23 protein-coding genes are annotated in these 26,851 nt (G+C 73.7%); 14 read left to right on the top strand and 9 right to left on the bottom strand.

Features of this window, described 5'->3' with window-relative positions; genetic code table 11:
* Positions 1-26: 26 nt before the first annotated feature.
* Positions 27-626 carry a class I SAM-dependent methyltransferase gene (locus R2S09_RS20990; protein ID WP_306185457.1) on the top strand — a complete coding sequence of 200 codons (600 nt, stop codon included), beginning with the start codon at positions 27-29 and terminating at the stop codon, positions 624-626.
* A gap of 45 nt (positions 627-671) precedes the next feature.
* On the opposite strand, the gene R2S09_RS20985 is transcribed toward R2S09_RS20990, so the two are convergent.
* On the bottom strand, positions 672-1,430 hold the full coding sequence (locus R2S09_RS20985; RefSeq protein ID WP_316742583.1) for an alpha/beta hydrolase: 759 nt from the start codon (positions 1,428-1,430) through the stop codon (positions 672-674).
* Between the two features lie 126 nt (positions 1,431-1,556).
* Between R2S09_RS20985 and R2S09_RS20980 the strand changes: the two genes are divergently transcribed.
* The 3 genes from R2S09_RS20980 (at position 1,557) to R2S09_RS20970 (ending at position 3,625) form a co-directional block, all read left to right on the top strand.
* The gene (locus R2S09_RS20980) at positions 1,557-2,090 is read left to right on the top strand and encodes a PadR family transcriptional regulator (protein ID WP_316742582.1); all 534 of its coding nucleotides are present in this window, start codon (positions 1,557-1,559) and stop codon (positions 2,088-2,090) included.
* A gap of 198 nt (positions 2,091-2,288) precedes the next feature.
* Complete coding sequence (locus R2S09_RS20975) at positions 2,289-2,585, top strand: hypothetical protein (RefSeq protein ID WP_306185463.1); 297 nt, start codon at positions 2,289-2,291, stop codon at positions 2,583-2,585.
* A 134-nt stretch (positions 2,586-2,719) separates the two neighbouring features.
* Positions 2,720-3,625: a hypothetical protein gene (locus R2S09_RS20970; protein WP_316742581.1), complete on the top strand. Its 906-nt coding sequence runs from the start codon at positions 2,720-2,722 to the stop codon at positions 3,623-3,625.
* A 433-nt stretch (positions 3,626-4,058) separates the two neighbouring features.
* Here the strand turns inward: R2S09_RS20970 and R2S09_RS20965 are convergent, their stop codons facing one another.
* Entirely contained in the window at positions 4,059-4,241 is a 183-nt protein-coding gene (locus R2S09_RS20965; RefSeq protein WP_306185466.1) for a hypothetical protein, read from the bottom strand.
* A gap of 151 nt (positions 4,242-4,392) precedes the next feature.
* Positions 4,393-5,448 (bottom strand): acyl-CoA desaturase, encoded by a 1,056-nt coding sequence (locus tag R2S09_RS20960; protein WP_316742579.1) that lies wholly within the window; start codon positions 5,446-5,448, stop codon positions 4,393-4,395.
* A 309-nt stretch (positions 5,449-5,757) separates the two neighbouring features.
* On the opposite strand from R2S09_RS20960, the gene R2S09_RS20955 reads away from it, so the two are divergent.
* Both R2S09_RS20955 and R2S09_RS20950 read left to right on the top strand, forming a co-directional pair.
* A complete protein-coding gene (locus R2S09_RS20955) occupies positions 5,758-8,610 on the top strand; it encodes a DEAD/DEAH box helicase (RefSeq protein ID WP_316742578.1) in 2,853 nt (950 codons plus the stop codon).
* Entirely contained in the window at positions 8,607-9,899 is a 1,293-nt protein-coding gene (locus R2S09_RS20950; protein ID WP_316742576.1) for an SWF or SNF family helicase, read from the top strand. Before R2S09_RS20955 ends, R2S09_RS20950 begins: the two co-directional genes overlap by 4 nt.
* A gap of 308 nt (positions 9,900-10,207) precedes the next feature.
* On the opposite strand, the gene xylA is transcribed toward R2S09_RS20950, so the two are convergent.
* Complete coding sequence (gene xylA / locus R2S09_RS20945) at positions 10,208-11,374, bottom strand: xylose isomerase (protein ID WP_316742574.1); 1,167 nt, start codon at positions 11,372-11,374, stop codon at positions 10,208-10,210.
* 182 nt (positions 11,375-11,556) lie between these two features.
* Here xylA and xylB point away from each other — a divergent pair, with 182 nt between their 5' ends.
* The 5 genes from xylB (at position 11,557) to R2S09_RS20920 (ending at position 19,132) form a co-directional block, all read left to right on the top strand.
* A complete protein-coding gene (xylB, locus tag R2S09_RS20940) occupies positions 11,557-12,993 on the top strand; it encodes a xylulokinase (protein WP_306185474.1) in 1,437 nt (478 codons plus the stop codon).
* A gap of 85 nt (positions 12,994-13,078) precedes the next feature.
* Complete coding sequence (locus R2S09_RS20935; protein WP_316742572.1) at positions 13,079-14,287, top strand: ROK family transcriptional regulator; 1,209 nt, start codon at positions 13,079-13,081, stop codon at positions 14,285-14,287.
* A gap of 371 nt (positions 14,288-14,658) precedes the next feature.
* Positions 14,659-15,258 carry an N-acetylmuramoyl-L-alanine amidase gene (locus R2S09_RS20930; RefSeq protein ID WP_316742571.1) on the top strand — a complete coding sequence of 200 codons (600 nt, stop codon included), beginning with the start codon at positions 14,659-14,661 and terminating at the stop codon, positions 15,256-15,258.
* A gap of 164 nt (positions 15,259-15,422) precedes the next feature.
* Positions 15,423-17,507 carry a SpoIIE family protein phosphatase gene (locus R2S09_RS20925; protein ID WP_306185477.1) on the top strand — a complete coding sequence of 695 codons (2,085 nt, stop codon included), beginning with the start codon at positions 15,423-15,425 and terminating at the stop codon, positions 17,505-17,507.
* A 383-nt stretch (positions 17,508-17,890) separates the two neighbouring features.
* On the top strand, positions 17,891-19,132 hold the full coding sequence (locus tag R2S09_RS20920; RefSeq protein ID WP_306185479.1) for a phosphodiester glycosidase family protein: 1,242 nt from the start codon (positions 17,891-17,893) through the stop codon (positions 19,130-19,132).
* A gap of 20 nt (positions 19,133-19,152) precedes the next feature.
* Here R2S09_RS20920 and R2S09_RS20915 read toward each other — a convergent pair whose 3' ends face one another.
* The 5 genes from R2S09_RS20915 to R2S09_RS20895 form a co-directional block, all read right to left on the bottom strand.
* On the bottom strand, positions 19,153-19,347 hold the full coding sequence (locus R2S09_RS20915) for a hypothetical protein (RefSeq protein WP_030167020.1): 195 nt from the start codon (positions 19,345-19,347) through the stop codon (positions 19,153-19,155).
* A gap of 232 nt (positions 19,348-19,579) precedes the next feature.
* Positions 19,580-20,662 carry an acyl-CoA dehydrogenase family protein gene (locus R2S09_RS20910; RefSeq protein WP_316742567.1) on the bottom strand — a complete coding sequence of 361 codons (1,083 nt, stop codon included), beginning with the start codon at positions 20,660-20,662 and terminating at the stop codon, positions 19,580-19,582.
* Entirely contained in the window at positions 20,659-21,840 is a 1,182-nt protein-coding gene (locus R2S09_RS20905) for an acyl-CoA dehydrogenase family protein (protein WP_306185484.1), read from the bottom strand. The genes R2S09_RS20910 and R2S09_RS20905 overlap by 4 nt, the downstream gene beginning before the upstream one ends.
* The gene (locus R2S09_RS20900) at positions 21,837-22,814 is read right to left on the bottom strand and encodes an NADPH:quinone oxidoreductase family protein (RefSeq protein ID WP_316742565.1); all 978 of its coding nucleotides are present in this window, start codon (positions 22,812-22,814) and stop codon (positions 21,837-21,839) included. Before R2S09_RS20900 ends, R2S09_RS20905 begins: the two co-directional genes overlap by 4 nt.
* Before the next feature lie 86 nt (positions 22,815-22,900).
* On the bottom strand, positions 22,901-23,473 hold the full coding sequence (locus tag R2S09_RS20895; protein WP_306185487.1) for a helix-turn-helix domain-containing protein: 573 nt from the start codon (positions 23,471-23,473) through the stop codon (positions 22,901-22,903).
* A gap of 79 nt (positions 23,474-23,552) precedes the next feature.
* Here R2S09_RS20895 and R2S09_RS20890 point away from each other — a divergent pair, with 79 nt between their 5' ends.
* The 3 genes from R2S09_RS20890 to R2S09_RS20880 all read left to right on the top strand — a co-directional run bounded on the left by R2S09_RS20890 (position 23,553) and on the right by R2S09_RS20880 (position 26,798).
* Positions 23,553-24,596 (top strand): NAD(P)/FAD-dependent oxidoreductase, encoded by a 1,044-nt coding sequence (locus tag R2S09_RS20890; RefSeq protein ID WP_316742562.1) that lies wholly within the window; start codon positions 23,553-23,555, stop codon positions 24,594-24,596.
* Positions 24,597-24,780: 184 nt separating this feature from the next.
* Positions 24,781-26,319 carry an ATP-dependent DNA ligase gene (locus R2S09_RS20885; RefSeq protein WP_306185490.1) on the top strand — a complete coding sequence of 513 codons (1,539 nt, stop codon included), beginning with the start codon at positions 24,781-24,783 and terminating at the stop codon, positions 26,317-26,319.
* On the top strand, positions 26,316-26,798 hold the full coding sequence (locus tag R2S09_RS20880) for an NUDIX domain-containing protein (protein ID WP_306185491.1): 483 nt from the start codon (positions 26,316-26,318) through the stop codon (positions 26,796-26,798). Before R2S09_RS20885 ends, R2S09_RS20880 begins: the two co-directional genes overlap by 4 nt.
* Positions 26,799-26,851: the final 53 nt, after the last annotated feature.

The raw sequence follows: 26,851 nt of genomic DNA, 5'->3' as shown, positions 1-26,851 counted from the left end.
CGAACGGGTGAGGGATCATGCGGAGCATGAATGAGGACCGCACCCACGTCCAGGAGTTCTTCACCGCCCGCGCCGCCGACTGGGACAGCAGATTCCCCGACGACGGTCCCGCCTACGCGGCCGCGGTGGCCGAGCTCGGGCTGCGCGAGGGCGACCGTGTACTCGACGCGGGGTGCGGCACCGGCCGCGCCCTGCCGCCGCTGCGCGCTGCCGTGGGAGCGTCGGGGACGGTCGTGGGCGCGGACCTGACCCCGGCCATGCTCCAGGCCGCCGTACGGGCCGGCCGGGACCAGAACGGGCACCTGCTGCTCGCCGACGTCGGCGCGCTGCCTCTGAGGTCGGGGGTGTTCGACGCCGTGTTCGCCGCGGGTCTCATCGCGCACCTGCCGCAGCCGTCCCAGAACTTGCGGGAGCTGAGGCGCGTGGTGCGGCCCGGTGGCCTTCTGGCGCTGTTCCACCCGATCGGCCGGGCGGCGCTCGCGGCACGCCAGGGGCGGCAGCTCACACCGGGCGACCTGCGTGCGGAGCCCAACCTCCGTCCCCTGCTGGCGGGTTCCGGGTGGCGCATGACGTCGTACGTCGACGAGGACGCCCGTTTCCTGACGCTGGCCGTGCGCGAGGACTGATGCCTACGGGGCGGTCGGGCTCCTGCCGGCGTGACGGGCCACCCGTCACAGCCCTCCGGCGACTGCCGCCGCGAACACGTCGGGGTCGTCGAACATGATGTTGTGGCCCGCGCCGGGCACGGTCACCACGCGCACCCCGGCCGCCTCCAGGCCGGTTCTGCCCGGCAGTTCGCCGCTGTCCTCGCCCTGGAGGTAGAGACGGTCGAGAGTGGTGAGCCCTTCGAGGATCACGCGCATCGCGGGATCCGAGCCGTGCCGGAGACCGACCGCGCTGCGATGCAGTGCGCGCGGATCGGCGAGTCGCATGGTCGCCGCCCACAGGGGCCCGACACCGCCCAGCACGCGCGCGTAGGCGTCGTGGACGAAGGCGTCCTCCGTGAAGGAGGCGATGCCGCTGCTGGCCGCTGTCACCGGAGGGAACGGGTCGAGGTTGGCCTCCGCGAGGACCAGCCGCGCGGCCAGCTCGGGCCGGCGGTGGGCGAGCACGATCGCCACCGCGCCGCCCATGCTGTGCGCGATCAGCTCGACACCTGTCAGCCCCGCCGCGTCGAGCACGGCCGCCAGGGCGTCCGCGTGGTCCTCCAGGGTGTAACCGAAGTGTTCGGGCCGGTCGCTGATGCCGTGTCCGGGCAGATCGACGAAGAGACTGCGCCGGCCCGCGAGCTCGGGCCGGGCCGCGATGTGCGCGTGGTACACGGACGACATCGACCCCAGCCCGTGCACGTAGACCCGAGCGGGTTCCGCTCCGGGCACCTCCGTCCAGCGGATGCGGCTTCCCTTCGCGTCGAACTCGGCCTGTCTCATGTGGCCCCTCCCTCATGACATCGCCTGCCCGTCGGCAGGCCTCCCGAGGATACATCGGTTCCGATGTATATCAATATCGGTGTACCACCGAGCCGTTGTACCACGTGGATGGGAGACAATGCGGGCATGCTGGAGCTGGCCATCCTGGGATTCCTGTACGACGCTCCCCTGCACGGGTACGAGCTGCGCAAGCGCATCACCGCGCTGACGGGTCACGTGCGGCCGGTCGCCGAGAGCACGCTCTACCCGGCGATCAAGCGGCTGGAGCAGGCGGGTCTGCTCGAGAGGGCCACGGAGCCGGGGGCCGTGGCGGCCCCGCGCCACGTCCTCACACTCACCGACGACGGCAGGCGCGAGCTGCGCCGCCGTCTCGCCGAACCCGTCCAGCGAGACATCACCGACGAGAACCGCTGGTTCACCGTCCTGGCCTTCCTCAGGCACCTGGACGATCCCGGCGCCCAGGCTGCCGTGCTGCGCCGCAGACTGGCCTTCCTAAAGACGCCTTCGAGCTTCTTCTACGACGGGGACCGGCCGGTGCGCGCCGAGGAGCTCGACGACCCGTTCCGGCGCGGCATCCTCACCGTCGCGCGCGCCACGACGGAGGCGGAACTCGCCTGGCTGCGCGCCACGATCGACGCACTGAACGACGCCGTCGGCTGAACCATCGGCGCCATGAGGGGCGGTGGCGGCGGCCAGGAGCCCGCACGCGGCGCACGAGCGCCCCGAAGCCGCGGGCACACCGAAGCCCGCCTCCGCTTCGTCCCGCCGTGCCTCTTCTGCCGCCGGAGCTCCAACTCTACTGTGAGTGGCAGCAGATGAACGATCTGTGCCGCTTTCCGTCCAGGGGAAGGGACCCGCATGTTCGGCAGACTCCGCAAGTCCTTCGCCGGAGTGGTCTCCTCGGTGCGCGCGGAGGGCGACAGCGGCGGCCACGATCGCGCGCACAACCTGTTCGAGGCCGCTGCCGGCTATGTGTCGGCCTGCGCGGAGGACGATCAGGAACGCATGGACGAGGCCGCCTCCTGGGTGTCGCCGGAGGCGCTCTCGTTCGGGGTGAGCGAGCTGGCCTGCCGTGCGGTGATCGCGCTGGCCCGGGAGCGGGACGAGTCGCCGCGGGCGGTGGCGCGGGCGCTGCTGGGGCTTCCGACGGCCTGAAACCCTGCGCGAACAGGGGCCGTTTCGCCCCCCTCCAGGCGGAAAACTGCAGGTCCGAGAGGTCACCCGAGTCGTGACAACGGCCTTCCACTCGCACTAGGGTGCGCGCCGTTGGACGAAAGAGGGAGGCTGGCATGGCCGGGACGGACGAGGAAGCCGTCGCCGCCGAGGACGACGCGCTCTATGTGCTGACAGCGGTACTGCTGACACCGGCGCAGTTCCCGAGTGTCCTGGGCGACGACTACCCCGAGGCCTGCGGGGCGCTGGGCCTCGCACCGCTCGCCGAGGGATACGGTCTGGTGCTCGGTCAGGACGGCACCGGGGCGCGGTGGACGGTCGCCATCGACGATGTGTCGCTGGTCGCCGTGGCCATCGCCTCCTGGGACTGCGGCATGGAGTACGACCTGTCGCCGGACGAGCGCACGGTCGTCGCGGCGCTGCCGGGCTGGCCCCTTGCGGTCGCCGTCGCGGCACCCGGGGTGCCCGCGCCGCACGATCCCGAGCCGGAGGCCTCGGACGGCCCCCTGCTGTCGCCTCCGGACACCAGTATCTGGGGGCCGGCCCAGCGCCGCCTGGGCGCCGACGAGATCGCGCTGCAGTGGGCGATGTGGCGGGAGCAGATCGGCGACGACGCCTTCTCCGCTCCAGGCGACCCGGGCAAGGAGACCGAGGCCGACAAGGCGCCCGAGGCGGGTGACGGGGCCGGGGAGGGCCGGGGAGTCGTGACGGACGGTGCCTCGCCGGAGGGGTCCGGCGGGGCCGGGCCCAACGGGCACCGCGGCGTCCGGCGTGTCCTGGCGGAGGCCCGCGCGTACGTGGACTCGCCGCCGCCGCTCGGCCGCGTCCGCTCGTCCTTCGCGCCCGGTGACGCCCGGACCCTGCGAGCCGACGGCCCCGGCTGGTCCATGGTGGCCCGCACCGACGACATCGCCTTCGTCCTCCTCGACGAGGAGCCCGGCGAGGTCCTGCCGGTCGGCCGGGGCGCCGAACTGCCCGGTCTGCTCGAGGCCCTGGACAGGCTGGCGGTACGCCCCAGCTGATCCGCCGGGCCGCACGGCAGTTCACCGCGTAACGCGTGTGTTGGCTCCCGATGCCGAGGTGTCGCTCCATGTGATGCCGGCCCATGAAGAATGTGGAACCGGGCCCGCACGACGGGGCGGCTCCGAGCTCGCCTGGCCCGTGCCGTCCCCGCGGTTCCCGTCCGAGGACCTGGCGCGGTGCGCCTCCGAGGCATGTACGACCGCGCCTCCCGGCCCACCGCCGTCCACCGGGCGGTGGCCCGGTGGCGCTGACCGGGCGGATCGCAGGCCACTGATCACGCTGCACGGCGGCCTGGACGCGCCGCTGTCCAAGGCGGCGGACTCACCTAGCACGGCCCCACGCCTCCCCCGGACCGGACCGTGGGCAGGCCCGCGGGCGGCGATGCCGTCGACTCGTGCGCCCTGCCCGGGGACACGCCGGGACGGTGGTGCCTCAGCGGCCGAGCTCCTTGCGGGTGACGCGGCGCAGCCGGCGTCGCTGCGAGGGGTCCAGCGTGAGGTACGCGGCGGCCGGGACTCCCAGGACTATCAGGAGCGCGGCCCACCAAGGCAGCCAGATCATCAGGATCAGCCCGACCGCCACACCCCCTGCGGCGATCTTCGCGTTCTTCGACATCTGTCGCCTCCTTCGCGGCCACTGCTGCCGCTCTCTGTCGTGGAAACGGCCCCGAGGCCCCCGCGGTTCCACCCGCGGCCCCCAGACGCCCCTGAGAGATCCCTGAGCCGCACCCCTACGGGCCGCGGCCCGCTCCACGTCCACTGTGCGTCTACTGTGCCCTGAGCGGCTCCCCCACCTCGTGCAGGTGGCGCAGTGCCTGCCGGTAGGAGTCGACGAGGCCGGTCTCCGCGTAGGCGATGCCCAGTTCCCGGCAGTGGGCACGCACCAGGGGCTGGGCGAGCCGCAGATGCGGGCGGGGCATGCTGGGGAACAGATGGTGCTCGATCTGGTAGTTGAGTCCGCCGAGGAACCAGTCGGTCAGGGCTCCGCCGCGGATGTTGCGTGAGGTGAGCACCTGGCGGCGCAGATGCCCCCAGCGTTCGCCGTCCGGGTCGGGCATCTCCATGCCCTTGTGGTTGGGCGCGAAGGACAGGCCCAGGTGCAGTCCGAACAGCGCCTGGTGGAGTGCGGCGAACGCCAGCGCCTTCCCGGGGGACAGGACGGTCAGCAGCAGGGTGGTGTAGGCCGCGACGTGGGCCACGAGCAGTGCCCCCTCCAGTGCCCGCTCCCGGGGCGGCTGCCGGCGCAGGTCCTGGAAGCTGTGCACCTTGAGGGCGACGCCTTCGAGGAGAGTGAGCGGGAAGAACAGCCAGGCCTGGTTGCGGGTGAGCCAGCCGCGCCAGCCCTTGCGGTCGCCCGCCTGCTCACCGGTGAAGACCAGCACGTCCGCGGCGACGTCCGGGTCCTTGTCGATGTGGTTGGGGTTGGCGTGGTGCCGGTTGTGCTTGGTGTTCCACCACGAGTAGCTCAGGCCGAGCAGCAGATTGCCGTGCACCAGTCCGATGAGCCGGCCGACGGACTTGTCCCCGGTGATCTGCGCGTGGCCCGCGTCGTGGCCGATGAACGCCGTGCGGGCGAACAGCACGGCGAGCGGCGGCGCCAGGAGCAGCGCCCACCAGGAGTCGCCGATCAGGACGAGGCCCGTGACCACGCCGGCCAGGGCGAGCGCGTTGACCGCGATGGCACGCGCGTACCAGGCGTACCGCCGCCCCAGGAGGCCCTGGTCCTTGACCGCGCGCAGCAGGGGGGCGAACTCGCTGCCGGCGGACGGGCCATCGGTCCTTGCTTCGGTACCGTCCGCGACGGCTGCGGCGGGCTGGGGCATGGTGAGGTCTCCGGCTCTCTCTTGGCAACGGTCTGACCTGAGGAAACGTACGAACGGAGAGCCTGTGCGGACCATGGCGCCAGCCCCCGGGTGCTTAGGGGGGCAGCCCCGCGCGGTCACGGGGGGCTGGCAGCACCCCAGGACAGCGCGGCGGCAACCATGAGGCCGCGCGATGGCAGCGCCGGTGAGGCGCGGTGACATACGTCACCGCCACGGCGTTCCCGGTACGCCGTCGCGGCGCTGTATGGTCGGCGGCTCGAGCCCAGTAGTCAAATTTGAGGAATCGGTATCGCTGTGCACAGCACTGCCTTGGCAACACCGACCGAGATCTCCGAACTGGCCCGCTGTTGTGCCGTGTTCCTGCCGGCGGACCCGGCCCGCGCAGGCCGGGTCGCCTTCTGGCGTCCCGACGGCTGCGCTCCCCCGGCCGTCCCCGGCGCCCCGGTGGAGGACCTGACGGTCGTCCTGCCCCTGGACGGTGGCGTCGAGCCGGTGACCGTGCCCGCGGTCCTGCTCCCCGTGCGGGCGGCCCTGCCTGTGCTCACGCACGCGCGTGTCACCCAGCACGGCCATCGCGCCTGTGTGTTCTGGGGTGCGGCAGCCTTGCTGGCCCTGCACTTCACGGCACGCGGCCTGCTGCTGCCGGGACTGTCCGCGGGGGATCACGACGCCTGGCGCGCGGCTCCATTGCGCGGCCAGGACACCGATCGGGTCCAGGAGCTGGCCGCCTCGATGCCGCCCGAGGCGCACGCCGTCCCGCTCGAGAACACCGAGGACCTGCTGCTGCCCGACCAGGAGCCGCTGTTGCGCGCCTTCCTGGACGCGGTCGCCGACGCACTGCCCCGCACACCCGCCGCCTCCCTGGTGACCGACGGACCGGCCTACGCCGCACCGGAGCCGCAGCACGTCCCGGAGCAGCGGGCGTGGGCCGCGGCGGTCGCCGCGGGCCACGACGCCGGGGTGCGGATCTCCCTGCGCCTCGAGGTGCCGGGACTGGACCACGCCGGGCCGGACGGCGGCCCGGAGCCGCGGTTCCGCGCGGTGCTGCAGGTGCACAGCGTGAGCGGTCCCGCGAGGGTCGCCGACGCAGCCGAGGTATGGGCCGGATCCGGCGCCGCGGACGGCGCGTTCGGCCCTCGGGCACGTACGGATGTCCTGCTCGCCCTGCGCCGCGCGGCCCGCTCCTGGCCGGCGCTGACGCCGCTGCTGTCGGCGACCGTGCCGGACTCCGTCGACCTCGCCGACGAGGAGGTCGCCGAGCTCCTCGGAGAGGCCGCCCGGGTGCTCGCCGCGGCCGGAGTGGAGGTGCACTGGCCCGCAGAGCTGGCGCGCGGGGTGGCCTCCGGCATGGCCATCGGGCCACCGGAGGACACCGAGGGCCCCGGCGCCGCCCCGGCGGACACCCGGTCGGTCCTGTCCGCGGACGCCCTGCTCGCCTTCGATCCCTGGTTCGCGCTGGGCGACCAGCGGCTCACGCGCGCTGAGCTGGACCGCCTGGCGGAAGCGAACCGGCCCCTGGTGCGGCTGCGCAACCAGTGGGTCCTGATCGATCCCGGCGAGGTGCGCCGGGCCCGGTCGTGGCAGGACAGGAAGATCACGCCGGTGGAGGCGCTGGGCGCCGCCCTGACGGGCTCCACCGAGGTCGACGGCCAGCGGGTCGAGGTCCGGCCGACGGGATGGCTGGCGGCCCTGCGGGACCGGCTGACGGACCCGGCGTCGCCAGAGCCCGTGGAGCAGCCGGCCGCACTCGACGCCCGGCTGCGCGACTACCAGCTGCGCGGTCTGGGGTGGCTGGCCCACATGACGTCGTCGGGGCTGGGGTGCTGCCTGGCCGACGACATGGGACTCGGCAAGACGATCACACTGATCGCACTGCATCTGCACCGGCAGGGCGACCCGGCGACCGCCGGACCGACGCTGGTCGTGTGCCCCACCTCGCTGATGGGCAACTGGCAGCGGGAGATCGAGCGGTTCGCACCCGGCACGCCGGTGCGCCGCTTCCACGGCGCACACCGCGATCTGGCCGACCTGAGCGACGACGGGTTCGCCCTGACCACGTACGGCACGATGCGCCTGGACGCGCGGCGGCTGGCCGACGCCGGGTGGGGCATGGTCGTGGCGGACGAGGCCCAGCACGTGAAGAACCCGTACTCGGCGACGGCCCGGCAGCTGCGCACCATCGGTGCACGCGCGCGCGTGGCGCTCACCGGCACCCCCGTGGAGAACAACCTGTCCGAGCTGTGGGCGATCCTGGACTGGGCGACGCCGGGACTGCTGGGCCGGCTGGGCACCTTCCGCGCCCGCCACGCACAGGCCGTGGAGAGCGGCCGGGACCCGGCGGCGGCCGAGCGGCTCTCCCGGCTGGTCGGCCCCTTCCTGCTGCGCCGCCGCAAGTCGGACCCGGGCATCGCACCCGAGCTGCCGCCGAAGACCGAGACCGACCGGGCCGTGTCGCTCACCGGGGAGCAGACGGGCCTCTACGAGGCCCTGGTGCGCGAGACGCTCGCGGAGATCGCCGGTGCGGACGGCATGGCCCGGCGGGGGCTGATCGTGAAGCTGCTGACCGGGCTGAAGCAGATCTGCAACCATCCGGCGCAGTTCCTCAAGGAGGAGCGGCCGAGGATCGCGGGCCGATCCGGGAAGCTCGAACTGTTGGACGAGCTGCTCGACACCGTCCTCTCCGAGGGCGCGAGCGTCCTGGTCTTCACCCAGTACGTGCAGATGGCACGGCTGATCGAACGGCACCTGGGGGCCCGCGGGGTGCGGTCGCAGTTCCTGCACGGCGGCACACCGGTCACGGAGCGGGAGGCGATGGTCCGACGCTTCCAGGACGGTGACGTGCCGGTGTTCCTGCTGTCGCTGAAGGCCGCGGGCACCGGGCTGAACCTCACACGCGCGGAGCATGTCGTGCACTACGACCGCTGGTGGAACCCCGCGGTCGAGGCGCAGGCCACGGACCGCGCGTACCGCATCGGGCAGAGCCGGCCCGTGCAGGTGCACCGGCTGATCGCCGAGGGCACGATCGAGGACCGCATCGCCGATCTGCTGCACCGCAAACGGAACCTGGCCGAGGCGGTCCTGGGCGCGGGCGAGCCGGCGCTCACAGAACTGACGGACGCGGAACTGGCCGACCTGGTGGAGCTGCGAGGAGGACCCCGATGAACGACCACGCCATCGACACGGAGCTGACCTTCGCCGCGCTGCCGCCCGCGCAGGGACGCGGTTTCGCCCGGACCTGGTGGGGTCACGCCTGGCTGAAGGCGCTGGAGGACACGGCGCTGGACGCGCAGCAGGTGCGGACGGGCCGCCGGCTCGCCCGGGCGGGAGCCGTCGGCGCGGTGTCCGTACGCCCGGGCCGCATCACGGCCGTGGTGCACGACCCGGACGGTACCGCGCACCGCGCCGACGTCCTGCTGGAGCGGCTGTCCGACGACCAGTGGGCCCGGTTCCTGGACGTGGCCGTCGAACGGTCCGGTCATCTCGCCGCACTGCTCGACCGTGACCTGCCGCCGCACCTCGTCGAGGACGCCGCGGCGGCCGGAATCGAACTGCTGCCCGGGATCGGGGATCTGGAACCGAAATGCGACTGCGGCGCCTGGGACCACTGTGGGCACACGGCGGCGCTCTGCCACCTGGTGACGCGGCTGCTGGACCAGGATCCGTTCGTGCTGCTGTTGATGCGCGGTCGTGGCGAGCGCGCCCTGTTCGGAGAGTTGCGGGCCCGCGACACGGCCGCGGACGCCGACGAGCCGTCCGCGCCGGACGGCGTGGACGCCGCGGAGGCGTCCGCTGCGGCGTGCGTCCTGCCTCCGCTGCCTGCGCTGCCGGATCCGCCGAGGGAGCCGGGGCTCCCGCCGTCCCTGGTCACCGAGGCGGCCCCCGCGCCCGGCGTCGATCCGGCGGCGCTGGAGTTCCTGGCCGCGCAGACCGCCGCGGCGGCTCACAGCCGGCTCGCCGGGGCGCTCGGGACACGGCCAGCAGATCACCTCACGGCCGGCGAGCCGACCGTTGCTCAGGACGCCGTACGTCTCGCCGCGGGTGCTCCGGGCAGCCGATCCTGCGAGGGTGCGGTGCTGGACCGGCTGGCCAAGGGCTCGGGGCGCAGCAGGGCACAGCTCGAGCTCGCCGTCCGGGCCTGGCGGGCCGGAGGGCCGGCCGGCCTGTCCGTGCTCGAGGAGGAGTGGACTCCCGGCGAAGAGGCTCAGGCACGCGCGCGTGCCGCCCTGGAGTCGGCCTGGGAGGACGAGGAACGGCCCTGCCTGCGGGCGGCGGGCAACCGGTGGACCGTCGTCGGCGCGGGGCACCAGCTCCGCCTGGGGCGGGACGGCCGCTGGTGGCCGTACCGGAAGGAGGACGGCCACTGGGTACCGGCCGGGGGCCCGGCCCCGGACCCGGCGACGGCACTGGCCGCGGCAGCGGGTGCCACGGCCATGGACGAGGAACTCGGCTGAGCAGCGGCGCGGAGGGCACCGACGCCGTCCGAGGCCGTGCGCCCGCGGTGCACGCCTTTCCCGGCGGGAGGTGGCCGTGCGCGCTTCCCGGCGGACAGAGCGGCGGGGCGCCCCTCCCGGCCGGCAGGCGTCCCCGGGAACTCGGCCGGCCGGTCCTCATCGGCGCGAGACGGCAGTGAACCGCGAGCCGGAAGTGGAGAGCCAGCAGTGAAGAGCCGGCAGTGAAGTACGTGCGCCCGTCACAGCGCGCCGCTGAGGGGCCGACGGGTGTCCGGCACGCGCGTGCCGGACACCCCCGCACCTGTGGGTCAGCCCCGCGCTCCCAGCAGGTGGTCCATGGCGAGCTGGTCCAGCTGCTCGAAGGCCATGCCGCGCGCGGCGGCCGCGTCGACGTCGAAGTCCTCGAAGGCAGAACGGTCCGCGAGCAGCGCCTGGAGGCCGTCGGCCGCCGTGGGCTGGGCGAGCTGGTCGAGCCGGGCGGCGCGCAGGGCCTCCTGGACCTCCGGGTCGGCGCGGAAGGCGGCCGCGCGCTCCTTGAGGATGAGGTAGTTGCGCATGCAGCCGGCCGCCGACGCCCACACGCCGTCGAAGTCCTCGGTCCGCGGCGGCTTGAAGTCGAAGTGGCGCGGGCCGTCGTAGCCGGCGCTCTCCAGCAGGTCGACCAGCCAGAAGGCGGCACGCAGGTCACCGGCGCCGAAGCGCAGGTCCTGGTCGTACTTGATGCCGGACTGGCCGTTGAGGTCGATGTGGAAGAGCTTGCCCGCCCACAGGGCCTGGGCGATGCCGTGCGGGAAGTTCAGGCCGGCCATCTGCTCGTGGCCCACCTCCGGGTTCACGCCGTACAGCTCGGGGCGCTCCAGGCGCTCGATGAACGCCAGGGCGTGGCCGATGGTGGGCAGCAGGATGTCGCCGCGCGGCTCGTTCGGCTTGGGCTCGATGGCGAAGCGGAGGTCGTAGCCCTGGGAGGTGACGTACTCGCCGAGGAGGTCGAAGGCCTCCTTCATGCGGTCGAGGGCGGCACGGACGTCCTTGGCGGCGCCGGACTCGGCGCCCTCGCGGCCGCCCCAGGCCACATAGGTCTTCGCGCCCAGCTCGGCCGCCAGGTCGATGTTGCGGATCGTCTTGCGCAGCGCGTAGCGGCGCACGTCGCGGTCGTTGGCGGTGAACCCGCCGTCCTTGAAGACGGGGTGCGTGAAGAGGTTGGTGGTGGCCATCGGCACGGTCATGCCGGTCGCGTCGAGCGCCTGCCGGAAGCGCTTGATGTGCGACTCGCGCTCGCTGTCGGAGGACCCGAAGGGGATCAGGTCGTCGTCGTGGAAGGTCACTCCGTGGGCGCCCAGTTCGGCCAGGCGCTGCACCGTCTCGACCGGGTCGAGGGCGCGGCGCGTGGCGTCGCCGAACGGGTCCCGTCCCTGCCAGCCGACGGTCCACAGGCCGAAGGTGAACCTGTCCTCGGGGGTGGGCTGGTAGTTCATGCCGCGGCTCCTTGCTCGCTTGCGACTATTTCGTCATGGCGGTTTACAAATTAGTATGCCGACGCGTCCCTGGGAAGGGACAGGGGGGCCCGACCGATGCCACACCCGGGTCACGGGCCCCGGAGAAACGTTGAAACCGCAGGTCAGATCCCGTGAGCCGCGAAAAAAGTTAGGGAGAGCCGATGTCAGCAGCCGAGGGTCCGCTCGTCGTCGGTGTGGACTCGTCCACCCAGTCCACCAAGGCGCTCGTCGTCGACGCGGCCACCGGTCGGGTCGTGGCGAGCGGCCAGGCACCGCACACCGTGTCCTCGGGGGCGGGCCGCGAGAGCGACCCGCGCCAGTGGTGGGACGCCCTGCGCGCGGCGCTGCACCAGTGCGGAGAGGCGGCGCACGAGGCCGCCGCCGTCTCGGTCGCCGGCCAGCAGCACGGGCTCGTCACCCTGGACGCCCGGGGCGAACCCGTACGCCCGGCACTGCTGTGGAACGACGTGCGCTCGGCCCCGCAGGCCAGGCGGCTCGTGTCCGAGCTGGGCGGCCCGAAGGCGTGGGCGGAGCGCACGGGCAGCGTGCCCGGCGCCTCCTTCACGGTGACGAAGTGGGCCTGGCTGGCCGAGCACGAACCTCAGGCGGCGCGGTCGGTGGCGGCGGTGCGGCTGCCGCACGACTATCTCACCGAGCGCCTGACGGGCCAGGGCACCACCGACCGGGGCGACGCCTCGGGAACGGGCTGGTGGGCATCGGCGACCGAGGCCTACGACGAGGAGATCCTCGCCCGGGTCGGGCTCGACCCGGCGCTGCTGCCCCGGGTGGTGCGGCCCGGCGAGGTGGCGGGCACCGTGCGCGACATCCATGACCTGCCGTTCTCCAAGGGCACCCTGGTCGCGTCCGGCACCGGTGACAACGCCGCGGCCGCGCTCGGCCTCGGGCTGCGGCCCGGCACGCCCGTGCTGAGCCTCGGCACCTCGGGCACGGTGTACGCGGTGTCGCGGCACCGCCCCGCCGACCCGTCCGGCACCGTGGCGGGTTTCGCCGACGCGCACGGCGACTGGCTGCCGCTGGCCTGCACCCTGAACTGCACCCTCGCCGTCGACCGCGTCGCCGCCCTGCTCGGCCGGGACCGGGAGGCCGTCGAGCCCGGCACCACCGTCACCCTGCTGCCCTTCCTGGACGGCGAACGCACCCCGAACCTGCCCGACGCCTCCGGGCTGCTGCACGGCCTGCGTCACGACACGACCGCCGGGCAGCTGTTGCAGGCCGCCTACGACGGCGCCGTCCACTCCCTGCTCGGCGCGCTGGACCTGGTCCTCGACCAGGACGCCGACCGGACCACTCCCCTGCTGCTGATCGGCGGCGGGGCCCGGGGCACGGCCTGGCAGCAGACGGTGCGGCGGCTGTCGGGACGGCCGGTGCAGGTCCCGCAGGCCAAGGAACTGGTCGCGCTGGGCGCCGCCGCGCAGGCGGCGGGCCTGCTGACGGGCGAGTCCCCGGCCGCGGTCGCCCGCCGCTGGAACACCGCCGACGGACCGGTGCTGGAGGCCGTGGAGCGGGACGAGGAGACGCTGGCCAGGATCTCCGGGGTACTCTCCGACGCGGCCCCGCTGCTGGAGCGGGGCCGCTGACCTGCTGACCGGACCGGCGGGCACCCGCCGACAGGCACCGGCGGCGGGCTCCCGCCGCCGGACACCGACCGAGGACGACGGAGGCATGACCGCACCGCTGCACGAGCCGCACCCCGCCCGTCCCGGACGGGCGCTGCCCGACACCCAGCAGGGCATGCGTCGCCGCAACCTCGCCCGGGTCATGCACACCGTCAGCGCCGAGGGGCCGCTGTCCCGGGCGGCGGTCGCCTCCCGCATCGGTCTGACCCGGGCGGCGGTGTCGACGCTCGTCGACGAGCTCATCCGCTCGGGGCTGCTGGAGGAGCTGGGCCCCGAGCGGCCCGGCCGGGTGGGCCGCCCCGGCTCGGCGCTGGCCGTCAGCGGGCGCGGCCCGGCCGGGGTCGGTGCGGAGGTGGGGGTCGATCACCTCGCGGCCTGCGTGGTCGACCTGCGCGGCCAGGTGCGGGCGCGCGCGGTACGGCACGGCACGAACCGGGGACGCTCGGCCGAACCGGTGGCGAAGGACCTCACCGCGCTCATATCCCAGGTGGTCGCCGAGGCGGGGCAGCAGGGCCTGTGGCCGGCGGGACTCGCCGTCGCCGTGCCCGGTCTGATCGCCCGGGACGGCCGTACGGTCGTGCGGGCACCCAACCTCGACTGGCACGACACCGATTTCGCCGCCCTGCTGCCCGACGAGTTCGCCCCGGCCGTGGACAACGAGGCGAACTTCGGTGCTCTGGCGGAGCTCTGGCTCGGCGAGGGCACACCACGGGACTTCCTGCACGTGTCGGCGGAGATCGGCATCGGTGCCGCCGTGGTGGTCGACGGACGGCTGCTGCGCGGTACCCGCGGCTTCGCGGGTGAGCTGGGGCATGTGCCGGTCGAGCCGGAGGGGCCCGCGTGCGCGTGCGGCGGGCGCGGATGCCTGGAGCAGTACGCGGGCGAGGAGGCGGTGCTGCGGGCGGCGGGCCTGGAACCGGGCGAGGGCCGCGTCGGGCTGCTCGCCGCCCGCGCCGAGGCCGGCGACGAGGGCGTGCGGCGCGCGCTGAGCGACGCCGGTACGGCGCTCGGCATCGCGTTGACCGGCGCGGTCAATCTGCTCGATCCCGAGACCGTCGTGCTGGGCGGCGCGCTGGCCGCTCTCGCGCCCTGGCTGCTGCCGTCGCTGGAGGCCGAGCTGGCCCGGCGCACCGCCGGACCGGCCTGCCCGGTGTCCGTGTCCCGGTTCGGCCCGGAGGGTCCGCTCCTGGGCGCGGCGCACGCGGTGGTACGGGCCGTCCTCGACGACCCGGCGGCGGTAGCCGAACGCGCCTGACCACAGGCCCACTTCACTCGTTCGGGTGGCCGAGTTTTCCACAGTTCCCCGCCTGTCCACCGAACGTGGCGGTGCTCTTCAGCCCAACCCCCGGGCGCCGTACCGTAATTCACGCGAGCGCCGATCCGGCCCGGGACGGAGAGGCGCGAGCGAGCGGCCGCATCACCCTGGCCGTCGGACGCGACACCAGCCACACGGGTGCGGCCGTGCTCCGCGGGGAGCGGCCTGCAGTACGCGAGACTCACCGCACCGAGACGCATCCTCCGAGGCCAGACATCCCGCGAGCAACCGACCCCTGCCAGCGACCAGCGTCCCCACGAGGACGAGCGAGCCCACGACGACGAGCAACCCCACGAGAAAGGCCATCGCCCATGGACCGGGCCGGACTCCAGCCCACCAGACGACGGATCCTGAAGGGCGCCACCCTGGCCGTCGTTCCCTACGCGTTACTTCCCGCCACCCGGGCAGGCGCCCGGACCGGGGCCGTCGACTATCCCCCCGCCGAGTGGCAGCCGGCGAGCATCTCCAACTACACGGCGTCCGACCGGCCCACCAGCTACTCCGTCGACCGAGTGATCATCCACGTCACCCAGGAGACGTACGCCAACACCCTGGCCATCTTCCAGAACCCCCAGCAGAAGGTGTCCGCACACTACCTCGTGCGGTCCGCCGACGGGCACGTCGCGCAGTGCGTCCATGAAGCGGACATCGCCTGGCACGCCGGGAACTGGGACTACAACACGCACAGCATCGGCATCGAGCACGAGGGGTGGGTGGACGAGCCGGCCTACTTCACCGACGCCCTGTACCAGCGGTCGGCCAGACTCACCTCGGCCGTCTGCGACCGGTACGGCATCCCCAAGGACCGGGCCCACATCATCGGGCACTACGAGGTCCCCGGCACGGACCACACCGACCCAGGGCCGAACTGGGACTGGGTCCGCTACATAAGACTGGTCGACCTCGCCTGACGGACACCGTCCTCCCCACCTGCCGTCGGCGGTCGTGCGGCCAGGGTGCTGCGCGTGCGGCGCGACCGCGGGCGGAGCACGCTGGAGAGGCGCCCCCGGGCGCGTGCCGGCGGGCGCGTGCCCGGGCGGGCCGGGTGCGTCGGCCGAGTCCGAAGGAGGTCCCAGTGGCGTACGGCGATCCGGGACGGCCCGTGGACAAGGCGTCGGCCGCCATGCTGGAGGCACTGTTCACCACCTCACCGGTCGGGCTCCATCTGCTGGACACCGATCTGCGAGTGGTGCGGCTGAACACCGCGACGCCCGCCATGCGGGGTGTGCATCTGGACGACCTGGTCGGACGGCCCGTCCGCGAGGTGTACCGCATGGTCGAGGACAGCGACATGGAGACCGTGCTGCACCAGGTGCTGGAGACCGGGGAACCCCTGTGGCAGCGCATCGTGCGGGCGCAGATCAAGGGGGAACCGCCCGAGGAGCGCGACTTCGAGGTCACCGCGGTGCGTCTGGAGAGAGGGCCGCAGCCGGAGGTGCTCGGGCTGGCCGTCACCGCGGTCGACGTCACGGAGCGCGAGCGGGGGCGGGCCCGCACCGAGGTCCTCGACGCCGCGCGGCGGCGGGTGGGTCGGGCGCTGGACCCGGCGGTGACCGGTGAGGAACTCGTCGCGGCCGTGGTTCCGGAGTTCGCCGACGTCGCGATCGTGGAGGTGGTGGACTCGGTGATCCGCGGGGACGAGCCGCCGCCGGCCCCGCTGCCGCCGGGCACCGCGCTGATGCGCACCGCCTTCCGCAGCGGCCGGGCGCACCCGCCACAGGCGTATCCGGTGGGTGAGGTGCACCGGCTGCCGGGGCCCACGCCCTTCACCCAGGCGCTTGCCGATCTGCGCCCCCGGGTGGTGCCCCTGCACGCGTCCGACCCGTGGATGCCCTTCGACCCGGCGCGGGCGGAGGCGATGCACTCCTCGAAGTCGCACACCTTGCTGGTGGTGCCGCTGGCGCTGCGCGACACGGCGCTGGGCCTGGTCAGCCTGTACCGCACCGGACAGTCGCCGCCGTTCGACACGGGCGACCGGCAGCTCGCGGTGGAGCTGGCCGCCCACACCGCCCTCGCCATCGACAACGCGCGGCGTTACATCCGTGAGCACACGATCGCCGCCACCGTCCAGCGTCAGCTGCTGCCCCGGCGCCCCGAGACGCACGCGTCGCTGGAGACCGCCTATCTGTCGGTGAGCGGTGCCGACCCCGGCTCCTGGTACGACACCATGACTCTGTCCAGCGCCCGGACCGCGCTGGTGGTCGGCAACGTCTCCGGGCAGGGCCTGAACGCGGCGGCCAGCATGGGGCAGCTGCGAACGGTCGTGCGGTCCCTGTCGGCGTTCGATCTCTCCCCGGACGAGCTCCTGGCCCGGCTGCACGACACAGCCGCCGAACTTGCGTTCGAGCGAGCGAATCTGCCGCTGGGAGATCCCCTCCGCCGGGAGGCGCTCACCGCCGACTGCGCGTACGCCATCCACGACCCCCTGACCGGCACCTGCTGCATGGCGACGGCCGGGCATCTCGCCCCCGTGGTGATCCGCCCCGACCACACCATGAGCGTTCCCGACACCCCGGCCGGGCCGTGTCTGGGCGTGGCGGAGGACGCGCCTTTCGCGACCACCGAGTTCGAGGTGCCGGCCGGCAGCGTCCTGGTCTTCACCAGCGACCCGCTGGTCACCGCGTACCTGGCGGAGTCCTCCCGCCCGCTGCGGGCGGCGCCGGACTACGCCGAGCGACCGCTGCAGGAGCTGTGCGACGACGTCGTCTACAGCCTCCCCGAGGGTCTGTGCGCCGGGGACGCAGCGGTAATCATCGCGCGCACCCGCTCCTTCCCGGCCGAGGGGTTCGCGAACTGGCGGTTCGGCGACGACCACGCCTCGGTGGCGACCGCTCGCCGTCGTACCGGCGAGCAGCTGGCCGAGTGGGGTGTGGACGACGAGACGGCCTTCAACACACAGCTCATCGTCAGCGAGCTCGTCACCAACGCCCTGCGGTACGGGGCGCCGCCCATCGAGGTCCGCCTGATCCACGACCGCACGCTCACCTGCGAGGTGCGCGACGCGGGCCAGGCCGCGCCGCACCTGCGGCACGCCCGGGTGGCCGACGAGGGTGGCCGTGGCCTGTTCATCGCCGCGGAGCTGGCGCACTCGTGGGGGGTACGGTACGTGGACTCGGGCAAGATGGTCTGGACCGAGCAGCCGCTCGCGGACGGCCGGTGACGCCCACCCCCCTCTCGCCGGGCTGACCGGCCCTCCCCTCCCCTTCCCCGCCTCGCCAGGCTGAGCAGCCCTCCCCTCCCCTTCCCCGCCTCGCCGGGCTGACGGCCCCCCTCTCCCTCGCCCGCTCGCCGGTTCTGCGTGCGGGATCCCGACGCCCCTGTGATCGGCGTACTTCACCACCCCTGAGCCAGGCACAAGCGGGGTGCCCGGCCGGACCTCCGCCGAGAGCCGCCCGAGCCCCCGCCGTCGTCTCTCGAAGCACCCGAAGGAGTGCGTTTTCCCATCCGTTCTCGCGTCGTCGGCGTCCGAACACCGTGCGCGGCACCGGTTTCTGGTGCACTTCCCTGAGTTCAGGCGAAGTTGACGAGACATCAGGGGTAACGGTGGGCACTTCGACATGTCGCTGCGGACGGCTCAGAACGGCGCTGACGATCCTCCTGGCCTGCGGCTCGCTGGCGGGCACGGCCCTGGTGGGGGCCTCGCCGGCCAGTGCCGGCGGCGCACGGCGCGCCGAGGCGATCGCCCCGGGCATCGAGTACCGCGACTTCGACCTCGGCGCGGCCCACGGCGTGACCCACGCGCACCTGGTCAGCGTCGACCTGGACAACAAGCACGTACGGGTCGGCCTGCTGCATCCACGTGCGGTGGCGGCGCGGGGCACTGTGTCCCAACTCGCCGACGCTCAGGGCGCGCTGGCGGGAGTCAACGGCGACTTCTTCCACATCTCCGAGACCCAGCACCCGGGCGTCGCGGTGACCGGCTCGTCCGTCGGCCCGGAGATCGCCGACGGGCGCGTCCTCAAGGCCGCGGTGCCGCGCGGGCAGCGCTTCGGGCCCGCCCTGCCGCCGGAGACGACGACCGGGGACGTACTCGGTGTGGGTACGGACCGCACCGCACGCCTGGACCGGCTGACCCTCTCCGGCTCGGTGACCACGCCGGAGGGAGTGTGGAAGCTCGGCGGTCTGAACCAGTACGCGCTGCCGGTCGGTTCGATCGGGGCCTACACCTCCGACTGGGGCAGCGCCTCACGGGCGCGGGCCACCTGCGGCACCGACTCCAGCAGAAGCGCTCCGTGCAGCACGGACACCTACGAGGTCACCGTCAAGGGCGCTCAGGTCGTCGCCACGGCCGGCAAGCCCGGCCGCGGCACCATCCCGGCCGGCACCACGGTGCTGGTGGGCCGCGAGGCCGGAGCGCGGCAGCTGCGCAAGCTGTTCAAGGGCGAGTCGGTGCGGGTGGAGCACCATTTGGCGGCGGCGTCCGGGGCCGCCTACGCCTTCGCCGTCGGCGGGTTCCCCGTGCTGCGGCACGGCGCCCCGCTGGCCGGCCTGGACAACACGGCGACGGCGGTGCGCACCGCGGTGGGCATCGGGAGCGGCGGCCACCGTCTGCTGCTTCTGGCCCTGGACGGCGCGTCCAAGTACCGCAGCGGTCTCACGATGGCCGAACTCGCCTCGGCGCTGCGGAGACTGGGTGCCACGGAGGGCTTCAGCCTGGACGGCGGCGGCTCCAGCACGCTGGTCGTCCGGAAGCCCGGGAAGAGCGCGGCGAGCGTGCTCAACCACCCGAGCGGGGGCGCCGAACGGGCCGTGGCGAACGGGGTCGGAGTCTTCTCCGCCCCGTGAGCTTCTCCCGCGAGACGGGCTCAGGGCCGCAGGCTGCTGACGATCTGGGCGGTGGCCTCCAGTCCCTCGTGGATCGTGGGGGCCATGCTGGTGCCGGCCAGGAAGAAGCCGAGCAGGACACAGACCAGGCAGTGCGAGAACTTCAGGGCGCCGTTGCGCACGAAGATGATCGCCAGGATCGCGAGCAACAGCACCCCAGAGATGGAAATGGCCACCGTGAACCTCCTCCGCCACGCCCACTCGCGGCTTTCGGCCGCAAGTGTGGCGTAGCGGAGGGTTCGTCCGGGCGGCTGACGTGTCCTCCGAACGTGTGGTTCTGCGAGGAGACCGCGGCACCCCACCGTCGGCGCGGAGGGTGACGCGCAGCGACCCACGGCGATCCGCCGTCGACGCCGACGGTGGCGGTAGGAACCGCGGCGATCCGCCGTCGGCGCCGAGGGTGGCGCGTCAGGGTGCCTGGAGGTCGACCAGGCGGGCCAGCGCCTCGCGGTGGGCGCCCGCCGTGCCGTAGGCGATCGAGTCCGCCTTGGCCCGCTTCAGATACAGGTGGACCGGGTGCTCCCAGGTCATACCGATGCCGCCGTGCAGTTGCAGCGCTTCCTCGGCCGCGTGGACGGCGACCGGGGCGGCGCAGGCCTGGGCCACGGCCACCGCGACATCGGCGTCCTCGTCCCGCGCGAGCGCGTCGGCCGCGTTGCGGGCGGCGGCGCGGAGGCCCACGACCTCCAGCCACAGCTGGGCGAGCCGGTGCTTGAGCGCCTGGAACCCGCCGACGGGCCGGTTGAACTGCTTGCGCTCCTTCAGGTAGCGGACCGTCTCCGTCAGCGTCCAGTCGGCGAGCCCCAGTTGCTCGGAGGCGAGCAGTCCGGCCGCGGCGCGCAGGGCCCTGCGCACGGCGGGCCCTGCGTCGCCGATCCGGCGTCCGGCGGCGCCGTCGAACCGTACGGTGGCCACCGGACGGGTCAGGTCCAGGGACACCTGGCCGGTGACGGTGGCCGCGTCGGCGCCCACCGCGTACAGGCCGCCGTCCTCGGCGGGAACCAGCAGCACGTCGGCGACGGCCGCGTCCGCGATGCCGGTGAGCTCCCCGTGCAGGGTGCCGTTCTCACAGCGCACGACAGGGAAGGCGGCGCCGGGGGCCAGGTGCAGGCCGACCGCGAGGGCGCCGATCGAGCGGCCCGATGCCAGCCGGGCGAGCAGTTCCTCGTCGCCGCACGCCAGCAGTGCCTCGGTGGCGACGACGGCACTGGTGAGGTAGGGCACGGGAGCGACCGCGCGGCCCAGCTCCTCCAGGACCACGGCCGCCTCCCGGTGCGTGGCGCCCTGGCCGCCCTTGTCCTCGGGCACCAGCAGTCCGGCCAGTCCCATGCCGTCGGCGAGCGCCTTCCACAGGGCGAGGTCGTGCGGGGCGTCCGACTCCGCCCGGGCGATCACTCCCGACGGGTCGCAGTGGTCCGTGAGCAGGTCGCGGACGGCGGCGCGCAGCGCCTCTTCCTCCTCGGAGTAGAGAAGATCCGGCTGTGTGCTCATCGGGCCAGGTCCTTCCATGCGACGTCCTTGTCGGTGCGCGGCTCGGCGGGCAGGCCAAGGACCCGCTCGGCGACGATGTTCAGCAGGACCTCGCTGGTCCCGCCCTCGATGCTGTTGCCCTTGGACCGCAGATACCGGTAGCCGGCGTCCCGGCCGGTGAAGTCGACCAGTTCGGGGCGGCGCATGGTCCAGTCGTCGTACAGCAGTCCCTCGGCGCCGCGCAGTTCCACCTCCAGGCCGCTGATCTCCTGGTTGAGGCGGGCGAAGGCGAGCTTCATGCCGGCGCCCTCGGGGCCGGGCTGGCCCGCGACGAGCTGCTGGCGCAGCCGCTCCCCGGTGAGGCGGGCGACCTCCGCCTCGACCCACAGCTTCAGCAGCCGCTGGTGCAGGTCGTGGGTGCGCAGCCCGGGCCGCTCGCGCCAGGCCTTCGCGACCGGGCCGATCATGCCGCCCTCGCGGGGCAACCGCATGCCGCCGATGGCGACGCGTTCGTTGTTCAGCGTGGTCTGCGCGACGCGCCAGCCGTCGCCGATCTCGCCCAGGCGGCGGGAGTCGGGGATGCGGACGTCGGTGAGGAAGACCTCGTTGAACTCGGCCTCACCGGTGATCTGCCGCAGCGGACGGACGTCGACGCCGGGGTCGGTCATGTCGCAGATGAAGTAGGTGATGCCCGCGTGCTTGGGCACGTTCGCGTCGGTGCGGGCGATGAGGATGGCCCAGCGGGCGTTGTGCGCGCCCGATGTCCACACCTTCTGCCCGTTCACCACCCAGTCGTCGCCGTCCCGGACGGCACGGGTGCCGAGGGCCGCGAGGTCGGAGCCGGCGCCGGGCTCGCTGAAGAGCTGGCACCACACCTCCTCGCCGATCCACAGCGGCCGGAGGTAGCGCTGCTTCTGCTCCTCGGTGCCGTACTTGAGGATGGTCGGGGCGGCCATGCCGAGCCCGATGCCGTTGCGGCGCGAGTCGTTGTCGGGGGCGCCGGCGGCCTCCAGTTCGGCGTCCACGACGACCTGCAGGGAGCGCGGGGCGCCGAGGCCGCCGAGGCCCTCCGGGTAGTGCACCCAGGCCAGTCCCGCGTCGAAGCGGGCCTTGAGGAAGTCCAGGCGGTCGGTCGCCGCGGGCGGGTGGGCGGCCAGCAACTCCCTGGTGCGGCTGAGCAGTTCGGCTGCGTCGGTCATACGGCGGCTCCGTTCTCCAGCGTCGGGACGACGGCCACCCGGCCGGTCGTCAGACCGTCTGCGACCCGCTGCACTGCGGCCGCGGCCTCCTCCAGCGGCACCCGCTCGCTCACCAAGGGCCTGATGGCACCCCGGGCGGCCAGCTCGGTGAGCTGCTCTTGGCAGTGCTGGACCAGCTTCGGGTTCTTGGTGTTGTACAGGCCCCAGTGCAGGCCGAGGATCGAGTAGTTCTTGACCAGGGCGTGGTTGAGCGCCGGGTTCGGGATGGAGCCGCTGGCGAAGCCGACGACCACGATCCGGCCCTCGAAGGCGACGACCTTGGCGGACTGGGCGTAGGCCTGGCCGCCGACCGGGTCGTAGATCACGTCGGCGCCCCGGCCGCCGGTAGCCTCCTTGACCGCGGCGACGACGTCCTCGCCACACCGGTCGACGACGACGTCACAGCCCAGGTCCCGGGCGACGGCGGCCTTGTCGGCACCGCCGACGACACCGATGACCGTGGCGCCGGCCGCCTTGCCGAGCTGCACGGCCGCGCTGCCGACCCCGCCGGCGGCGGCGTGCACGAGCAGCGTCTCGCCGGCCTCCAGGCGGGCCCGGCGGTGCAGGCCGAACCAGCCCGTCTGGTAGCCGATGTGCAGGGCCGCGGCCTCGGCGTCGTCGAGCGCCTCGGGGGCGGGCAGCAGGGCCGCGGCGTCGGCAAGGGCGTACTCGGCGAAGCCGCCGTGAGGCAGGGCCGGGTTGGCGATCACGCGGCGCCCGTCGGACGTCTCGCCGCAGATCTCCACGCCCGGGGTGAAGGGCAGCGGCGGCCGGACCTGGTACTGGCCGCGGCACAGCAGGGCGTCCGGGAAGTTGATGTTGGCCGCCCGCACCCTGAGCAGGACCTGGCCGTCACCGGGCGTGGGCCGCTCGGTCCGCTCCAGACGCATCACCTCGCCCGGCTCACCGTTCTCGTGCACTCGCCATGCCTGCATGCGCCGCCTCCACGGGACTGCGTTCCTCGGACCGGGATCGCATGCATACTAAGCGGTTGCTTGCCGATAGGGAAAGCGTCTCATGGTCACGGACGGCGCGGCCGCGCCCGTACATGCATCCGCTCGCCCTGCGGTCCGAAGAGGCTGAGGAACTCCACGGGCCCCTCCCCCGTCGAGCCGAACCAGTGCGGCACGCGGGTGTCGAACTCGGCCGCCTCCCCTGCCGTGAGGACCACGTCGTGCTCACCGAGCACCAGCCGCAGCTTCCCGGAGAGCACGTACAGCCACTCGTACCCCTCGTGGCTGCGCGGCTCCGGCTCCAGGCCGCGCTGGGGTTCGAGCACCTTGAACGCCTGCAGGCCGCCCGGCTGCCGGGTCAGCGGCCAGTGGGTGCGGCCGCCGCGCACGAGGGGCTTGGCCCGCACCCGCGGATCCCCCACCGCCGGCGCCCCGACCAGCTCGTCGAGCGGGACCTGATGGGCCCGGGCGATCGGCAGCAGCAACTCCAGGCTGGGCTTGCGCAGGCCCGACTCCAGTCGCGACAGGGTGCTGACGGAGATGCCGGTGGCCTCCGACAGGGCCGCGAGGGTCACCTCCCGCTCCTTGCGGATGCGCCGCAGCCTCGGCCCCACTCCTGCCAGTACCTCGTCGGTCGTCATGCCTGATATTGCAGGTTCGGCAAACACGTTTGTCAATCCGGCACCGGAGGAGTGACCGTCGTCGGCGGAGGTGGTCACCATGACGGAGAAGACCGGGAAGACCATGAAGACCGGGAAGACCGAGAAGTACGACGTGGTCGTCGTGGGGGGCGGCGCGGCCGGGCTGTCCGCCGCGCTGGTCCTCGGCCGGGCCCGGCGCCGCACGCTGGTCGTCGACGCGGGCGAGCCGCGCAACGCGCCCAGCGCGCACATGCAGGGTTTTCTGTCCCGGGACGGCATGTCACCGGCCGGGTTCCTGGCCGCCGGCCGTGAGGAGATCGCACGGTACGGGGTCGAACTGGTCCGGGACCGGGCGGTGGACGCCGTCCGGGACGCGGCCGGCGAGTTCGACGTCGCCCTGGCGGGCGGACGCACCGTCCACGCCCGGCACCTGGTCGTCGCCACCGGTCTGAAGGACGAGCTCCCGGCGGTCCCGGGCGTGGCCGAGCGCTTCGGCCGGGACGTGCTGCACTGCCCGTACTGCCACGGCTGGGAGGTGCGCGACCGCGCCTTCGGCGTGCTCGCCACGAGTCCGCTGAGCGTGCACCAGGCGCTGATGGTCACCCAGTGGTCCAAGGACGTGACGCTCTTCCTGCACCGGGTCGGCGAGGCGGAGCTGTCCGACGACGATCTGCGCAGGCTGGCCGCGGCGGGGGTGGACGTGGTGCCGGGCGAGGTGGCGGGCCTGGCCGTCGAGGACGACCGGCTGACCGGCGTCCGGCTCGCTGGGGGCACCCCTTCTGGGGAAGGGACGACACACGACCGCGAGGTGCTGTTCGTCGCCCCCCGCGCGCTGCCGCGCACCGGTCTCCTGCGGCGGCTGGGCGCCGAGCTGCGCGAGACGCCGTTCGGCACCTACCCCGTGATCGACGAACGGGGCCTGACGACCGTCCCGGGCCTGTGGGCCGCCGGGAACGCCAGCGGCTTCGCCGAACAGGTGATCAACGCGGCCAGCCGCGGCTACCGGGCCGGCGCGGCGATCAACGGCGAACTCCTGTTCACCGACCTCGACGCGGCCGTGGCGGCACAGAGCACCGCGCAGAGCACCACGCAGAGCACCTGGCAGAGCACCGCCCGGGGGTGAGCGGGCGGAACGGCCGATCCTGGCCCCGCCCGGCCGCACGGCCCCGTCCGGGCCGCCGCGACGGACCGCACCCCACCGGCTGACCGCACCCCACGGACGATCCGCGACACGCACACGAACCGCACTCCCGAACAGACCGTGCCGCCCGGGTGTGCACCGGCGGCTCGCGGTGCACCATGGCTGCATGTTGCTCGCGCGGCTTTCGGAGGTCTCACGGGAGGTCGCGGCGACCTCGGCGCGGTCCCGCAAAACCGCGCTGCTCGCGGAGCTGTTCCGGGAGGCGGACGCGGACGACGTGCCGATCGTCATCCCGTATCTGGCGGGACGGCTGCCGCAGGGGCGGCTCGGGGTGGGCTGGAAGGTGCTCGGCCGCGAGGTACCCCCGGCCGCCGCGCCGTCGCTCACCGTGCGCGAGGTGGACGCCCGGCTGAGCGAGCTGGGCAAGGTGTCCGGGCCCGGCTCGCAGACGGAACGGGCCCGGATCGTCGGCGCGTTGATGGGCGCGGCCACCGAGGGCGAACAGCGCTTCCTGCGGGGGCTGCTCACCGGGGAGGTCCGGCAGGGGGCACTGGACGCCGTCGCCGTGGAGGGGCTGGCCGCGGCGACAGGCGCACCGGCGGCGGACGTGCGGCGGGCGGTGATGCTGGCCGGGTCGCTGCAGACCGTGGCGCAGGCGCTGCTCGCGGAGGGCCCGGCGGCGCTGGAGCGCTTCCGGCTCACCGTGGGCCGCCCCGTCCTGCCGATGCTCGCGCACAGCGCCTCCTCCGTGGCCGAGGCGGTGGACAAGCTGGGCGGGTGCGCCGTGGAGGAGAAACTGGACGGCATCCGCGTCCAGGTGCACCGCGACGGCGACACGGTGCGGATCCACACCCGCACCCTGGACGACATCACCGACCGGCTGCCCGAAGTGACCGCGGCCGCCCTGGGGTTGCCGGGCGAGCGGTTCATCCTGGACGGCGAGGTCATCTCCTTCGGGGCGGACGGGCGCCCGCGTTCGTTCCAGGAGACCGCCGGGCGCGTCGGCTCCCGGGTGGACGTGGCCACGGCCGCCCAGGCGGTCCCCGTCTCGCCGGTCTTCTTCGACGCGCTGTCGGTGGGCGACCGGGACCTGCTCGACCTGCCGTTCGGCGAGCGGCACGCCGAGCTGGCCCGGCTGGTCCCGGAGCCCATGCGGGTCAGACGTACGGTCGTGTCCGGACCGCAGGAGGTCGGGGCGGCGGAGGACTTCCTCGCCAGGACCCTGGAACGCGGCCACGAGGGCGTGGTCGTCAAGGCGCTGGACGCCCCCTACAGCGCGGGCCGGCGCGGCGCGTCCTGGCTGAAGGTCAAACCCGTCCACACCCTCGACCTGGTCGTGCTGGCCGCCGAGTGGGGGCACGGCCGCCGTACCGGCAAGCTCTCCAACCTCCACCTCGGCGCCCGTACCGCCGACGGCGGGTTCGCCATGCTCGGCAAGACCTTCAAGGGCATGACGGACGCGATGCTGGCCTGGCAGACGGAGCGGCTGCGGGAGCTGGCCGTCGACGAGAAGGGCTGGGGGGTGCTCGTACGGCCCGAGCTGGTCGTCGAGATCGCCTACGACGGCCTGCAGCGGTCCACGCGCTACCCCGCGGGCGTCACCCTCCGCTTCGCCCGGGTCGTGCGCTACCGCGAGGACAAGCGCCCCGAGGAGGCGGACACCGTGGAGACGCTGCTGGCCGCGCACCCGGAGGTCGGGCCGTGAGCGACCGTCGGGGCAGGCACAGTGCCGGTCTGCTGCTGTTCCGGCGCACCGGCGACGGCACGGCCGGCACGGAGGTCCTGCTCGGGCACATGGGCGGCCCGTTCTGGGCCCGGCGCGAGGCGGGGGCCTGGACCGTGCCCAAGGGCGAGTACGAGCCCGACGAACCCGCCTGGGAGGCCGCCCGCCGCGAGTTCCGGGAGGAGCTGGGGGTGGAGCCTCCCGAGGGCGAGGCCGTGCCGCTCGGCGAGGTCCGGCAGAAGAACGGCAAGATCGTGACCGTCTGGGCGGTCGAGGGCGATCTCGATCCGGCGGAGATCGCCCCCGGCACGTTCCTGATGGAGTGGCCGCCGCGCTCCGGGCGCACCCAGGAGTTCCCGGAACTCGACCGGGTCGCGTGGCTGGGCCTGGACCGGGCGCGCGAGGTGATCGTCACCGCCCAGGCCGCGTTTCTCGACCGACTGGCGGAGCACTCGTTCTGACGAGGCACTACGCGTTGCGGCGGCCACCGCGGCGCGGGAAGGTCGAAGCACAG

It is taken from the genome of Streptomyces sp. MK7 (assembly GCF_032658145.1).
Lineage (GTDB): Bacteria > Actinomycetota > Actinomycetes > Streptomycetales > Streptomycetaceae > Streptomyces > Streptomyces spiralis.
This window is presented reverse-complemented; position numbering and strand designations above follow the sequence as displayed.